Raw genomic sequence first — 14,451 nt, forward strand, 5'->3', positions numbered from 1 at the left:
AGGGGTTGTCAGCTTTGCGATGCCTGGGGTACAAAGTTGTTGCCAATCACCTCGCCAAACGGGCCGGTCAAGGTTTGGCCGGGCAGCTTGTTGCGCAGCGACAGCGGCAGCAGCGGAAACACCAGTTCGGCGAAGCGGTAAGCCTCTTCCAAGTGCGGGTAGCCAGACAGCACAAAGGTGTCCAAGCCCAGGTCGGCGTATTCCTGCAGGCGCGCGGCCACGGTCTTGGGGTCGCCCACCAGCGCGGTGCCGGCTCCGCCGCGTACCAAGCCCACACCGGCCCAGAGGTTGGGGCTGATTTCCAGGTCGGCACGGGTGCGCTTCTTACCACCAGCGTGCAGGGCGGCCATGCGGCGCTGGCCGGTGGAGTCCATGCGGGCAAAGGCGGCCTGGGCGCGGATGACGGTATCGTCGTCCAGCCGGCTGATAAGGCTTTCGGCGGCCTTCCAGGCCTCGTCGTCCGTCTCACGCACGATGACATGCAGGCGGATACCGAACTTGACGGTGCGGTTCTGCTTGGCGGCACGGGCGCGTACGTCGGCCACCTTTTTGGCGACCTCTGCGGGTGGCTCGCCCCAGGTGAGGTAGGTCTCAACCTGCTCGGCGGCCAGGTCGTGCGCGGCGTCGGACGAGCCGCCGAAGTACACCGGCGGGTGCGGTTCCTGCAGTGGCGGGTAGAGCAGCTTGGCGCCCTTCACGCTCAGGTGCTTGCCCTCGAAGTCATAGCTTTCGCCGTCGTGGCTGCGTGCCAGGATGTTGCGCCAGATGCGGATGAATTCGGCCGATTGTTCGTAGCGCTGGGCGTGGTCCAGATACACGCCGTCGCCTTCCAGCTCGATCTGGTCGCCGCCGGTCACCAGGTTGATCAGCAGGCGGCCGCCGGACAAGCGGTCAAAGGTGGCCGCCATGCGTGCGGCCAGGGCCGGCTGGTGCAGGCCGGGGCGCACAGCGACCAGGAACTTCAGGCGCTTGGTCACCGGCAACAGCGCCGAGGCCACCACCCAGGGGTCTTCGCAGGAGCGGCCGGTGGGGATCAGCACGCCTTCATAGCCCACGCTGTCGGCGGCCTGGGCTACCTGCTTCAGGTAGTCGAAATTGACCTCACGCGCACCTTCACTGGTGCCAAGGTAGCGGCTGTCGCCGTGGGTGGGGATGAACCAGAAGACTTGCATTGCAAACAACTCCAAAAATCGCGAACGTGAAAGTTAACGGCGGGCATCGACCCGGTGGTTGCCACGGCTGGACACGCAGCGCAGATAGCGAACCGGTGCCACGCCCCAGGGACGGAACAGGCCATTCGCTACCAATTTAGTAGCTACCAGCGCAGGTAGTCCCTGCGCTGGAGGGCTAAAAAGCCCCCAACTCACTGCCGTGGTCACCAGCAGGCGCAGCGCGTTCTGTTGCACGTTCTGCTGCGTGCGTTGCTGCGTGTCTGTGGTGGGGCTGCGGGTCGCCATGGCCAGCACCTCAGGCCACGCCGGCCTGGGCGGCTTCCAGAATGCTGATCTTTTTGGGCAGCAGCTTCAGCTCCCAGAAGGTGTCGGCGATTTGCTGCTGCTCGGCCAGGATGGCCTTGGTGATGGCAACCGTGCCGTAGGGCGTGCGGTTCACCGCCACCTCGACCACGCCCCGGTCCAGGCCCAGCACGGCAGCGTATTCGGTGGCCGCGTCAGAGCGCTGGCTGCCGGCCCATTTCTCGATGGCGCCCACCTCCTCCACCGCGATGCGCAGGATGTCGGCATTCTTCTCTGCAAAGCTGCGCGAGGTGAAGTAATAGCCGCGGTTGTTGACCACGCCGGTGGCGTCGGCCAGCAGGCGGGCATCGGCACTCTTTTGCGCAGCGGCCAGGAACGGGTCCCAGATCACCCAGGCGTCCACCGAGCCCTGCACAAAGGCGGCGCGTGCGTCGGCGGGCGCCAGGTGCACGTGCTGCACATCGGTGTAGGCCAGGCCGTTCTTTTCCAGCAGTTTGGCCAGGAAGAACTGCACGTTGGAGCCCTTGTTGTAGGCAATCTTCTTGCCCTTGAGGTCCGTCACCTTCTGGATGGCCGAGGCCTTGGGCACCACAATCGCCTCGCTGGTGGGGCGTGGCACGGTGGCCGCCGCGTAGACCAGGGGTGCGCCAGCGGCCTGGGCGAAGATGGGCGGTGCTTCGCCCACATCGCCGAAGTCGATGGAGCCCACGTTCAGCGCCTCCAGCTGCACCGGGCCGGCGTTAAATTCGGTCCAGGTGACGTTGACGCCCAGCGGGGCCAGTCGCTTTTCCAGCGTGCCACGGGCCTTCAAGAAGCTCAGCACGCCTTTCTGGTTGCCGATGCGCAGGGTGCGGGTCACGGGCGTTTGGGCCAGGGCGTTGAAGGCTGGCAATGCCAGGCTGGCGGCGGATGCGCCGGCGATCAGCAGGCGGCGGCGTTGTTCAAAGTTGGATGTGCTCATGGTGTGCTCTGGTGTGTTGGGTATGCGCAGGCAAAGCTCTGCCCTGCCGCTGCGCAGCGGTCAAAAAAGTCAAACGGTGAAAGAAGGGGTGGAGCGGTTTAAACGCTACAGCGCACGTCGGCAAAATGCACCGGGGCGTAGTGCGGCTGCACCACGGGCCTGCGCTTGCCGGTGAAGGGCAGCAGGTCCACCACGCCTTCCAACCGGCGCGCAAGTTCTACGTCGATCTGCTGGCCTTCTTGCGGCAACAACACCACCTGGGCGTCAATGGCGAACACGCCTGGCAGGATGTGCTCGGCCGACAGCGACTGCAGCACCGGGCGCAGCGCGTAGTCCAGCGCCAGCATGTGGTGCGGGCTGCCACCGGTGGCCACCGGCAGCACGGTCTTGCCCTTGAAGGCGGTCTGCGGTAGCAGGTCCAGGAACAGCTTCAGCACACCGCTGTACGCGGCCTTGTAGATGGGCGTGGCCACCACCACCGCCGTGGCCCGCGCCACCTGGGCAATTGCCTGGGCGATGCTGGGGTGGGCCACGTTGGCCAGCAACAGGGCCTGGGGCGACAGGTCTCGGATCTGCACCCGGTCCACCTGCGCACCATGCAGCTGCAGGCGCTGCTGCACGGCGTCCAGCAGGACGGCGGAGCGGGACCGCTCCGAGGGGCTGCCGGCAATCAATAAAACGGACATGTGGTGGACTCCCAGGTTGGCGTGCGCTTAAGCGTGGACAGGCTTACTTTTTTCCGTAGAACTGGTCGAACACACCGCCATCGGCGAAGTGCGTCTTCTGGGCTTTTTGCCAGCCGCCGAACAGGTCGTCGATGGTGAACAGATTCACGTTGCCAAACTGCTTGGCGTACTTGGCGGCGGCGGTCTTGTCGCGGGGACGGTAGTAGTTCTTGCCGGCCAGGTCCTGGCCCACGGGGCTGTACAGGTATTGCAAGTAGGCCTCGGCCACCTTGCGGGTGCCGCGCTTGTCCACCACCTTGTCGACCACGCTGACAGGTGGCTCGGCCAGGATGGACAGGCTGGGGGTGACGATCTCGAACTTGTCCTTGCCGAACTCGCCCAGCACCAGGTAGGCCTCGTTTTCCCAGGCGATCAGCACATCACCCTGGCCGCGCTCGGCAAAGCTGATGGTGGAGCCGCGGGCGCCGGAGTCCAGCACCACCGCGTTCTTGTAAATGCCGGCCACGAAGTCACGCGCCTGGGCGTCGGTGGCGTTGTTCTTCTTCACCGCGTAGCCCCAGGCGGCCAGGTAGTTCCAGCGGGCGCCGCCGGAAGTCTTGGGGTTGGGCGTGACCACGGCAACGCCGGGACGCACCAGGTCCGACCAGTCGGTGATCTTCTTGGGGTTGCCCTTGCGCACCAGGAACACAATGGTCGAGGTATAGGGCGATGCGTTGTTGGGCAAACGCTTTTGCCAGTCGGCAGGGATCAGCTTGCCGTATTCATGCAATGCGTCCACGTCGTAGCCCAGGGCCAGCGTGGCCACGTCGGCTTCCAGCCCGTCAATGATGGAGCGGGCCTGTTTGCCCGAGCCGCCGTGTGACTGGCTGATGGTCACATCCTGGCCAGTCTTGGCCTTCCAGTCCTTGGCGAATGCGGCGTTGAAGTCTTTGTAGAACTCACGGGTGGGGTCGTAAGATACATTTAGCAACGTAATCGGCGCCTGGGCATGTGCGGCCAAGCCGGCTGCAGACAAAGCCAGGGCCACGAAGGATTGCGAGAATTGGCGGCGAGTAGTCATAAAGCTTCCACGGAGTCCATAAAGATTGCGATGGATGGATTCTGGAAGCGGCACGTAAAAACTGGAACGAATGAATTCTCAGTTGTTTATTACTTATTCATCTCATAAGCCTCGGACCCAAAGTTATATGCAGGGTCTGACCCTGCTCGGCCTTTGCCTGTGGGCGGCGGCCCCCGCCTGGTCGCAGGCACGCTTCAAGTCGGATGTCATGCGCAATTTTGGCGGCGTGTACGCCAGCAGCTGCGGCAACTCCAGCGGCCCCAGGCTGCGCGTGGCCTGGGATGCACTGGTGGTAGAGCACGGCGACAAGCGCATCGTGGGCCGCAATGTGCAGGCCGATACCCGCTACAACGGCGCAGCCGCACAGCTGCCGCATTTCCAGGTGGCGCTGACCAGCACGCTGCGGTCTGGCGCCAAGCTGGACTTTGTGGTGCTGGAAGAAAAGTCCATCGTCAACATTACGCTGCAGGCCGATCCCAAGCTACAACAGGCACTGGGCAAGACCATTCTGGCGGCCAAGTACCACCGCTGCAGCAACGACAAGCCAGGCAACAAGGGCGAGGAAGCCGCCGACGAAACGCATGACGGCAGCCAGGCCACCCTGCCCGAGCCCATGAGCGATATCGAGAAGATGCTGCTCAACCCCCAGTTCAAGGCCACCTACACCCGGGCGCTGGGCCCGCTGGTGCGCGACCGCTGGCTGGCGCGGCTGGAAGGCCCGCGCCCGCCGATGCGGCGCGAGCACATCGCCGGCACCGAATACGTGGTGATTGCGGTGTGCAAGCCGCATTTCTGCACCAACTACAACGCTGCCCTGCTCTACGCTCCCCAGCAGAACCTGCTCTACGGCAAGGTCTTCCAGCTGGGCAGCAGCACCCAGCTGGGCGAACCACCGCCGATGGTGCAGACGCACCTGGACGCGCTATGGGCCGAGCAGTGGCAGCAACATTGAATTGCTATTGAAATAATAGCTGCCTGCGCAGGTACTATCTGCGCCAGCGGCTTATTTGCTTATAAACGTCGGACCGGCTTCTTGACCCACACCAGGCGGTAGTAAGTGGTTTGCATGGCCAGCATGGCCAGAAACGCCACCGGGTAGGCGGCCCAAATACCATTCAAGCCGTAGTACTGGCTCAGCACCCAGGCCACCGGCACCTCCACCCCGCCAATCGCCAGCATGGTCAGCGCCGTGGGCACCAGCACCGTGCCGCTGGCGCGCATCAGCCCCGACAAGACCATGGACATGCCCATGATGATGATGCCCCACAGCATGGTGTGCAGCAGGGTCTGGGCCAGCTCGACCACCGTCGGGTCGGTGATGAACAGGCCCAGGATACGCCGCGAAAACAGGTAGGCCAGCAGCACCAGCGCCCCGGTCAGCAGCAGATTCATCCAGATGCCGGTGCGGGCGATCTTGCCCAGCGTGTCGCCCCGCCCAGCGCCAATCGCCTGCGCACCCAGGATGGAGGCGGTGATGGCAATCGAAAACGCCGGGAACTGCACATAGGACACGATCTGATTCACCGCGCCATAAGCCGCCGTGGCCTGCGAACCAAAGCGGTTCACCAGGAACAGCACGGCGATCTCGGCCAGCGAGATGGTGATCATGGACAGGCCCGTGGGCAGCCCAATGCGCAGCACCTTGGCCAGAATCTGCCGGTCTATCCGCAGATGCGGCCGGAAGGTGGCGTCTGGTGCCAGCACATGGCGCACGCGCAGCAGGTGCCAGGCCGTCCAGGCCATGGCCGCCGCAAAACCCAGCCCAGCCGCGTAGGCGCCACTGACCACGCCCAGCTGCGGCAGGCCGCCCCAACCGCGTATCAGCGCGGGCGTAGCCAACAGGCTGACAGCGGTGGAGATCAGCAGGGTTTTCAGCGGCGTCTTGGTATCGCCCACGCCGCGCATCATGGAGGTGACCAGCAGGAACAGAAACACCGCCGGCGAGGCCACCAGCATCACCCGCGCATAGGCCGTGGCGTCGCCCAGAATGTCGGCCGGCGTGCCCAGGGAGCGCAGCAGGCCGTCGGTGAACATGCCACCAAACAGGGCCACCACCACACCGGCGTACAAGCCCACCATCAGCGTGGTGCCGGCAATCGCCTTCACCCGCTCGGACTCCTTCGCGCCCCAGGCCTGGCCTATCAGCACGGCAGCGCCCGAGCCCAGGCCGATCATGAAGGCAATCAGAAAAAACAGCACCGGAAAAAAGGCCGACACCGCCGCCATCGCGCCCACGCCCAGCATCTGGCCCAGGTAAATATTGTTCACCGTGCCCGACAGCGCCTGCAGGATATTGCTGACAATCATCGGCGCCAGAAACGCCAGGTACACCCGCCACAAAACCCTGGGCTGGGCCGGCGGCCCGGGCATGGCGGCGCCCGCAGGCACGGCCGCACTACGACTTGCATCCATATCTGTCCTTTAAAACGTATTCACGATTTCTTGGGGCTCGAAGGCGTTGGCCACGATCTTTTGCAGATGGGCCTGCACATCGGCCGGCCAGCTGGCTATCTGTGCTTCAAACGCTTGCGCGTCCGCGGCGAACAGGGCCCGACTGGCTTCTTCAAAACCGGGGGCGTCACCCGCGATGGTGGACATGAACTTGTAGCCCACGGCGCTGCAGCGGGTCACCTCGTCCTTGCGCTCGGACGCAAGCCGCGCCACTTCCACCAGCTTGCGCAGCGCCACCGAGGCACCACCAGGCTGGGTGGCCAACCATTCCCAATGGCGGGGCAGCAGGGTCACCTCGCGCGCCACCACGCCCAGCTTGGGCCGACCCGGCCCGCGCGGCGCCCGGCCGGAGGCACTGTCTTCCGCCGGCAGCGGCGCAGGCTCGGCCATGGCATCCACCGCCTGTGCCTGCTGCACCAACTGCACCGCGAACTCCTCCACCGTGCCACGCCAGTCCAGCTCCAGCACTTCGCTGGTGGCGTCGTCAAACACCCAAACCGACGCAGGGGTGGCACTGTCAGCGCCGGCGTCCACCGCCATCTTGGCGCGCATGGCCACATCGCGCAGCGCCCCCGCTGCAATGCAGTTGCCGCCTTCGAAGGCGGTGCAAGAAGTATCCAACCAAGCCATATTTTTACCCGGATTTAATCAATCCGCGGATTCTACCCGGATTTAATACCCAGGTAATTTATACCCGGGTAAAAAATTGCAAACCCGGCTTACGCGGGCTTTTCAACCGGCACGACCGGATGGGTCGGCTGGATCGACTGCATGGGCACATCGCGCAACACCATGGTGGACGGGTTGGACAACGGCAGCCCGGCTGCGCGCAACTCCTTCAGCACCACCAGCAACACGTCGCTGCGCACGCTGTATGAACGCCGAGGCGACGGCACATAGGCTGTGGCGTTGAACATCAGCTTGCCATTGCTGTCTATGCCCTCCAGCGCCACGCTGGGCGCAGGCGTGGGCTGCACCTCGGGGTGGTTGGTGAAAGCCGCCAACAACACGTCCTGCACGCGCTGCACATCGGTATCCAGCGGCATGGGCAGCTTGATCTGTACCAGACCCAGCGGGCTGGCGTGGGTGATGTTGCGTACCGTCTTGGTGATGAACTCCGAGTTCGGCACGATCACCGTGGAGCGGTCGCTCATCTGGATCTCGGTGGCGCGCACATTGATGCGGCGGATATCGCCTTCCACCGTGCCCAGCACCACCCAGTCACCCACCTTCACCGGCCGCTCGGCCAGCAGAATCAGGCCGGAAACAAAGTTCTGCACCACCGCCTGCAGGCCAAAACCGATACCCACCGACAAGGCACTGGCCACCCAGGCCACCCGCTCCAGCCCAATGCCCACGGCCGACATGGCCATGGCCACCACCGTCACGCTGCCGGCATAGCCAAACAGGGTGCTGGCCGACATCTGCATGCCCGCGTCCAGCGTGGTGGTGGGCAGGAAATGGTCTTTCAGCCAGCGCTTGAGCGTACGCACACCCAACAGCCCGCCCACCACGACCGCCAGGGCCAGCAGCACCGCCGTAGGCCGCAGCTGGATTTCACCAATCGCCAGGCCGTCGCCCAGCGCCGAGGCACGGTGCATCAGCTCGGGCGGCCCATCACCAAACGGCGACAGCACCAGCAGCAAGGCCACCAGCGCCACCGTGGCACGCACCACGCCAGACAGCAGCACGGCCGCCTGGTCGCGCAGGCGCCAGACTTCGGGCTCGGGTGTTTCCACCGGGGCCGATGCCAGCCAGCCCATACACATATCGTCCACCAACATCATCAGCAAATAGGCCGTGCCCGAGACGATGGTGCACCAGGCCACCTGGCGCAATACAAAGCTGCCCAGCGCCACATAGCCCAGCAGCAAGCCCACCACGCTGGTCGCCAGCACCAGCCAGAGCAGAAATGCCAAGCTGCTCAGCCACAGCGGCCGGGCCGGCACCTGGTCGGCGCCCGGCCCTTCGAGCTGGCGGCGCAGCCGCTCGCCACGCATCACCGCCATCACCATGCTCAGGCCCAAGGCCAAGGCCAGAATGCAGTTCAGGGCGACGGCGGTAGCCAGGCTGGCATTCACCAGGCTGTAGAGCTGCTCGGCCAGCCAGCCCGCCGTGGTCACCAGCGCCAGCACCAACGGAAACCGGCGCAGGCCAACCGCCACCGTATCCGGCATGGCCGACAAGCGCCAAGTGGGCCGGTTGGGCGACAGCAAGGCCTGGCCCAGGCCTGCCACGTAGCCGCCAAAACAGGCCAGGCCCACGCTGCGCACCAGCAAGGCATGGGGCAGCTCGGACAGATCGCTATTCCACTCCAGCCCGGTGCGTACCACCAAGGCCACCAGCCCCCAGGACAGCACCGACAGCAGCACCCGCAGCACGGCATACAGCGAGCGACGCAAGCGCCCACCCGGCACCTTGTGGCTGACCAGGTACAGCACCGCCACCTCCAGCCGATTCCGCACCAGCGCCAGCACGGCCAAGGCAGCCGCCATGCCCAGCCACACGCCCACGGTGGCAGCCCGCAAGGCCTTCACCAGTTCGCCCACCAGATCGGCAGAGCGGCCTGCATCGGACACGAAGTTGTCGCGCAGTTCGTTCCAGAACGGCGGCGCCAGGATGGACGCCGTGCGCTGACCCAGCTGGGCCTGGAACTGCGCGCGCCGCTGCGCGGAAATCTGCGACGCCAGTTGCTCGCTCTCCACCACCAGCAGGCGCGCCAGCTTGAGCTGCGCATCCAGCGCATTGCGGCTCTTGTCCAGCTCGCTACGCATGGAGCTGATGTCGCTGGCCTCTTTTTTGTCGGCCGGCGCGGCGCCCAGCTCGCTCAGCCGGGCCTGCACGCTATCCAGCTGCGGCGCCAGTTCGTCTGCGGCTTTTTGCGCTTGCGCCTCGGCTGCTATGGCAGTGCTGCGCCAGGCCATCAGATCGGTCTCGGCATCCGCATCGGGCAGGTTCTTCTGCATGGTCTCGATCTGCTGGCGCAGCTTGTCCAGCGAGTCGTCCAGCGCCCCCGGCTGCGCCCAGGCCGGCACGCCAACACAGGCCAGGCATAGCAGCATGCTGGCAAAAACCTTGGATAAAAACTGGCCTCTTACGCTCATCGGTATTGGTTTGTCTGCTATGAATTTCATAAATTTATGGGCTGGCTGGCGAGCCCCCCGGTACACCGCGGTACTTCCTGGGGGTATCCGCCCGGCCTGCAGCTGCAGCACCGTCGGAGCTACAGGTAAAGCAGTGACGGTACCATTGATGCACCCACCCCCAGTAATGCCGCCGGCGAATTCAAACCGCCGAGCTGCGGAATTGCCGGCACGCTCTCGCAGGAGACTCGCCACCTGGCCTGCGGGATATCTGAGGCGAACCTCGCGCCTGGGCCACCACCCGCCACACACTGAAAACCATGCACTCTTCCAAGCTGACCATTCGAGCCGCACAGGCCAGCGACGTTCCCCACATCCTCGCAATGATCCACGAGATGGCGGAATTCGAGCATCTGACCCATCTGCTGAATGCGTCTGAAGAACAATTGAAGAACGATCTGTTCGGCCCCCAGCCAGCCGCCGAATGCGCAGTCGCCACGGTGGACGCGCAGCCCGTAGGCTACGCCTTGTTTTTCCACAACTACTCCACCTTTCTGACGCGCAGAGGCCTGTACCTGGAAGACCTGTACGTCAAGGCCGACGCGCGCAGCCTGGGCGTGGGCAAGGCCCTGCTGAAGCACCTGGCCAAGCTGGCCTGCGAGCGCCAGTGCGCACGTTTCGAATGGAGCGTGCTGGACTGGAACACCGCGGCCATCCAGTTCTATGAAAAGCTGGGTGCCAGCGTGCTGCCCGACTGGCGCACCTGCCGCGTCACAGGCGACGCGCTGCAGGCCATGGCACAGGACTAAAACGGCCTCTCAAGCCCCCAGCTGCGCCCAGGCCTTGTCCAGCCGCTTGGCACTGACTGGCTGCGGGGTCTTCAGTTCTTGCGCGAAGAAGCTGACGCGCAGCTCCTCCAGCAGCCAGCGGAACTCCTGCATGCGCGCATCCGCCACGCCCTTGCGCTCGGCCACCAGGCGCCAGTAGCGCTGCTCTTGCGGGCGCAGCTCGGCCAGGCGGGCGGCGTCGCGGGCCGGGTCGGCGCGGTATTTGTCCAGCCGTGCGGTGATGGCCTTCAGGTAGCGGGCGTAGTGCTGCAGCGGGCCCCAGGACGTGTTCGCCAGGAAGCGCTTGGGCATCAGCCGCGCCAGCTGCTGGGCGGCGTCGGCGGTGGCGTCGGGCGCGTTCTTCGTGTCCTTGATCTTGCGGGCCGCCGTGGCGTATTCGGTCAAGATCGTCAGCGACAGGCGCGCCACTTCGTTGGCGATCAGTGTCAGGCGACCCCGGCCTTCGTCGATGCGGCGCTTGAAGTCGAATTCGTCGGTGGGCAGCGGGTCGAGCAGAAAGGCCCGGTCCAGCGCCACGTCGATGATCTGGGCGCGCAGCTCCTCAATGGTTCCTCCGCCCGAGCCGTCGGCATTCTTGCCCACCTGCATGAAGACCACGGCCATTTTCTGCAGGTCGGGAATGTTCTTTTCCAGGTACTTCAGCGCGTCCTTGATCTGCAGCGAGAACAGGCGGCGCAGGCCGGCGCGGTGCTTGGCGGCAGCCACTTCGGGCTCGTCGAAGACCTCGATGGTCACCGCATCACCCGCATCGATGAGGCCGGGGTAGCCGATCAGCGTCTGGCCACCCTTCTGGATTTCCAGCAGCTCTGGCAGCTCGCCAAAGGTCCAGGCGGTATAGCGCTGGTTCGCCGGCGTGGCTGGCTTTGCTGCGTTTTTTGTAGCTGCTTGCGCAGGTGCTGCCTGCGCTGCAGGCTGATTTTCCTTAGAGACTGGTTGAGCAGCGGCGTTACTCGCCATCTTCAAACCGGCGAGCGCCTGGAAGGCCCCACGCGCCTGCGCGCCCAGCTCGGACTTGAGCGCGCCCAGGTTGCGGCCCGTGCCCAGTTGGCGGCCATGCTCGTCGACCACGCGGAAGTTCATGAACATGTGCGGGCTGAGCATGTCGGCCTTGATGTCGGCCCGTACCACGTCCAGCGAGGTGGCGGCGCGCACCAGCTTCAGCACCGCATCCACCAGCGTGCCTTGGCCGAACAGCGCGGGCGCGTTCAGCGTCTCGGCCATCTTGGCGGCAGTGTCGGGCAGCGGCACCAGGCGGGAGCGCGGGCGCTGGTGCAGGGTTTTGATCAGGGCCTGGATCTTGTCTTTCAGCATGCCCGGCACCAGCCATTCGCAGCGCTCGTCGTTCACCTGGTTCAGAACGAACAGCGGCACGGTGACGGTCAGGCCGTCTTTGGCGTCGCCGGGTTCGTGCAGATAGGTGGCCAGGCAGTCCACACCGCCGAGGCGTATGGTCTTGGGAAAGGATTGCGTGGTGATGCCAGCGGCCTCGTGGCGCATCAGCTCCTCGCGGGTCAGCATCAGCAGCTTGGGGTTGATCTGCTGCGCGTCACGGTACCAGCGCTCGAAGCTGGCGCCGCCATATACGTCAGCGGGCAGTTGCTGGTCGTAGAAGGCGTAGATCAGCTCGTCGTCCACCAGCACGTCCTGCCGGCGCGCCTTGTGCTCCAGGTCCTCCACCTGCTTGATCAGCTTGAGGTTGGCCGCCAGGAACGGGAATTTGCAGTCCCACTGCCCGCCCACCAGCGCTTCGCGGATGAAGATTTCCCGCGCACCCACTGGGTCCACCCGGCCAAAGTTGGCACGGCGGCCGCTGTAGATGACGATGCCGTACAGCGTGGCCCGCTCCAGCGCGGTGACCTCGCTGGCCTTCTTTTCCCAATGCGGGTCCAGCAGCTGCTTCTTCAGCAAATGGCCGGCCACCTGCTCGACCCACTGCGGCTCGATGGCGGCAATGCCGCGGCCGAACAGGCGCGTGGTTTCCACCAGCTCGGCCACCACGATCCAGCGGCCCGGCTTCTTGCGCAGATGCGCGCCCGGATGGCGGTGGAACTTGATGCCGCGCGCGCCCAGGTATTCGGTCTGCGCCACCTCGTCGCCCTCGGTCTTCCAGCCGATATTGCCCAGCAGGCCGGACAGCATGGACAGGTGGATCTGCTCGTAACTGGCCGGCGCGGCATTGAGACGCCATTTGTGCTCGGCCACCACGGTGTGGAGCTGGCTGTAGATGTCGCGCCACTCGCGCACCCGGCGGATGTTGACGAAGTTCTGCCGCAGCAGTTGCTCGTACTGGCGGTTGCTCAACTTGTGTGCGCCCTCCCCACCCCTGGCATCGTTGATCCACTTCCACAGGTTCAGGTAGCCGCTGAACTCGCTGCGGTCGTCGTCAAACTTGGCATGCGCCTGGTCGGCCTGGGCCTGCAGGTCCATGGGCCGATCCCGCACGTCCTGCACGCTCAGGGCCGATGCAATCACCAGCACTTCGTCGAGCGCGCTGCGGTCGCGGGCTTCCAGAATCATGCGGCCGACGCGTGGGTCCAGCGGCAACTTGGCGAGCTCTTTGCCGGTGCCGGTCAGCTCGTTCGCGTCGTCCACTGCGCCCAGTTCGGCCAGCAGTTGGTAGCCGTCGGCAATGGCGCGGCCCTGGGGTTTTTCCAGGAACGGAAAGTCTTCGACGATGCCCAGGTGCAGCGACTTCATGCGCAAGATCACGCCGGCCAGCGAGCTGCGCAGAATTTCAGGGTCGGTAAAGCGCGGGCGGCCGTTGAAGTCCTGCTCGTCATACAGGCGGATGCAGATGCCGTTGGCGACCCGGCCGCAGCGGCCGGCGCGCTGGTTGGCGGAAGACTGGCTGATCGGTTCGACCAGCAGCTGCTCCACCTTGCTACGGAAAGAATAGCGCTTCACGCGCGCCGTACCTGCGTCAATCACGTATCTAATGCCTGGCACTGTGAGCGATGTCTCGGCCACGTTGGTGGCCAGCACGATGCGCCGGCCACCCGCATGGTTGTCGAAAATCCGGTCCTGCTCGGCCGGGCTCAGGCGCGCAAACAGCGGCAGCACCTCGGCGCTGCGGAACACCGGCTGGTGGCTCACATGCTTGCGCAGATGGTCGGCAGCCTCGCGGATTTCGCGCTCGCCGGGCAGGAAGATCAGGATGTCGCCGGCGTTGTGCGGGTCGCGCCAGAGCTCGTCCACGCCGTCGGCGATGGCCTCGTTCAGCCCGTAGTCGCGGCTTTCCTCGAACGGGCGGTAGCGCTGCTCCACCGGGAACATGCGGCCGGACACCATGATGACCGGGGCCGGGCCTTTCTTGGACTCGAAATGCTTGGCGAAGCGGTCGGCGTCGATGGTTGCCGAGGTGACGATGATCTTCAAATCCGGCCGGCGCGGCAGGATTTGGCGCAGGTAGCCCAGCAGAAAGTCGATGTTCAGGCTGCGCTCGTGCGCCTCGTCGATGATGATGGTGTCGTAGGCGTTCAGCAGCGGGTCGGTCTGCGTCTCGGCCAGCAAGATGCCGTCGGTCATCAGCTTCACCGAGGCATCGCGCCCCAGGCGGTCCTGGAAGCGCACCTTGAAGCCGACCACATCGCCCAGCGGCGTCTTCAGCTCTTCGGCAATCCGTTTCGCCACACTGCTCGCCGCAATCCGCCGCGGCTGGGTGTGGCCGATCAGCTTGCCGCGCTGGCCTTCGGGGTAGTTCAGTTTGCCGCGGCCCATGGCCAGGGCGATCTTGGGCAGCTGGGTGGTTTTGCCGGAGCCGGTTTCGCCGCAGATGATGACCACCTGGTGGGCGGCAATGGCGGCTTCTATCTCTTCGCGGCGCTCGGAAACGGGCAGCGACGCGGGGAATTCAATTTTCAACATAGGGGGCGATTATCCCGGTGCGC

11 protein-coding genes are annotated in these 14,451 nt (G+C 65.0%); 2 read left to right on the forward strand and 9 right to left on the reverse strand.

Going from position 1 to position 14,451, the window contains the following annotated elements:
• Positions 1–8: 8 nt before the first annotated feature.
• From ssuD to AC07O2_RS04890, 5 genes are all read right to left on the reverse strand, one after another.
• Positions 9–1,172: an FMNH2-dependent alkanesulfonate monooxygenase gene (gene ssuD, locus AC07O2_RS04870; RefSeq protein WP_495074604.1), complete on the reverse strand. Its 1,164-nt coding sequence runs from the start codon at positions 1,170–1,172 to the stop codon at positions 9–11.
• A gap of 33 nt (positions 1,173–1,205) precedes the next feature.
• On the reverse strand, positions 1,206–1,457 hold the full coding sequence (locus AC07O2_RS04875; protein ID WP_495074605.1) for a hypothetical protein: 252 nt from the start codon (positions 1,455–1,457) through the stop codon (positions 1,206–1,208).
• A gap of 10 nt (positions 1,458–1,467) precedes the next feature.
• On the reverse strand, positions 1,468–2,436 hold the full coding sequence (locus tag AC07O2_RS04880; protein ID WP_495074606.1) for a sulfonate ABC transporter substrate-binding protein: 969 nt from the start codon (positions 2,434–2,436) through the stop codon (positions 1,468–1,470).
• 98 nt (positions 2,437–2,534) lie between these two features.
• Positions 2,535–3,122: an NADPH-dependent FMN reductase gene (gene ssuE / locus AC07O2_RS04885; RefSeq protein WP_495074607.1), complete on the reverse strand. Its 588-nt coding sequence runs from the start codon at positions 3,120–3,122 to the stop codon at positions 2,535–2,537.
• 43 nt (positions 3,123–3,165) lie between these two features.
• Positions 3,166–4,182: a sulfate ABC transporter substrate-binding protein gene (locus AC07O2_RS04890; RefSeq protein WP_495074608.1), complete on the reverse strand. Its 1,017-nt coding sequence runs from the start codon at positions 4,180–4,182 to the stop codon at positions 3,166–3,168.
• 127 nt (positions 4,183–4,309) lie between these two features.
• Here AC07O2_RS04890 and AC07O2_RS04895 point away from each other — a divergent pair, with 127 nt between their 5' ends.
• Positions 4,310–5,134, forward strand: a complete 825-nt coding sequence (locus AC07O2_RS04895; RefSeq protein ID WP_495074609.1) for an Ivy family c-type lysozyme inhibitor — start codon at positions 4,310–4,312, stop codon at positions 5,132–5,134.
• Between the two features lie 59 nt (positions 5,135–5,193).
• On the opposite strand, the gene AC07O2_RS04900 is transcribed toward AC07O2_RS04895, so the two are convergent.
• The 3 genes from AC07O2_RS04900 to AC07O2_RS04910 form a co-directional block, all read right to left on the reverse strand.
• Positions 5,194–6,552 (reverse strand): MATE family efflux transporter, encoded by a 1,359-nt coding sequence (locus AC07O2_RS04900; RefSeq protein ID WP_495074730.1) that lies wholly within the window; start codon positions 6,550–6,552, stop codon positions 5,194–5,196.
• 51 nt (positions 6,553–6,603) lie between these two features.
• Positions 6,604–7,263 carry a DUF2239 family protein gene (locus tag AC07O2_RS04905; protein ID WP_495074610.1) on the reverse strand — a complete coding sequence of 220 codons (660 nt, stop codon included), beginning with the start codon at positions 7,261–7,263 and terminating at the stop codon, positions 6,604–6,606.
• Between the two features lie 89 nt (positions 7,264–7,352).
• Complete coding sequence (locus AC07O2_RS04910) at positions 7,353–9,767, reverse strand: DUF3772 domain-containing protein (RefSeq protein WP_495074611.1); 2,415 nt, start codon at positions 9,765–9,767, stop codon at positions 7,353–7,355.
• Positions 9,768–10,036: 269 nt separating this feature from the next.
• Between AC07O2_RS04910 and AC07O2_RS04915 the strand changes: the two genes are divergently transcribed.
• The gene (locus AC07O2_RS04915; RefSeq protein ID WP_495074612.1) at positions 10,037–10,525 is read left to right on the forward strand and encodes a GNAT family N-acetyltransferase; all 489 of its coding nucleotides are present in this window, start codon (positions 10,037–10,039) and stop codon (positions 10,523–10,525) included.
• 9 nt (positions 10,526–10,534) lie between these two features.
• On the opposite strand, the gene hrpA is transcribed toward AC07O2_RS04915, so the two are convergent.
• Positions 10,535–14,428 carry an ATP-dependent RNA helicase HrpA gene (gene hrpA, locus AC07O2_RS04920; protein ID WP_495074613.1) on the reverse strand — a complete coding sequence of 1,298 codons (3,894 nt, stop codon included), beginning with the start codon at positions 14,426–14,428 and terminating at the stop codon, positions 10,535–10,537.
• Positions 14,429–14,451: the final 23 nt, after the last annotated feature.

It is taken from the genome of Rhodoferax sp. GW821-FHT10B06 (assembly GCF_059415605.1).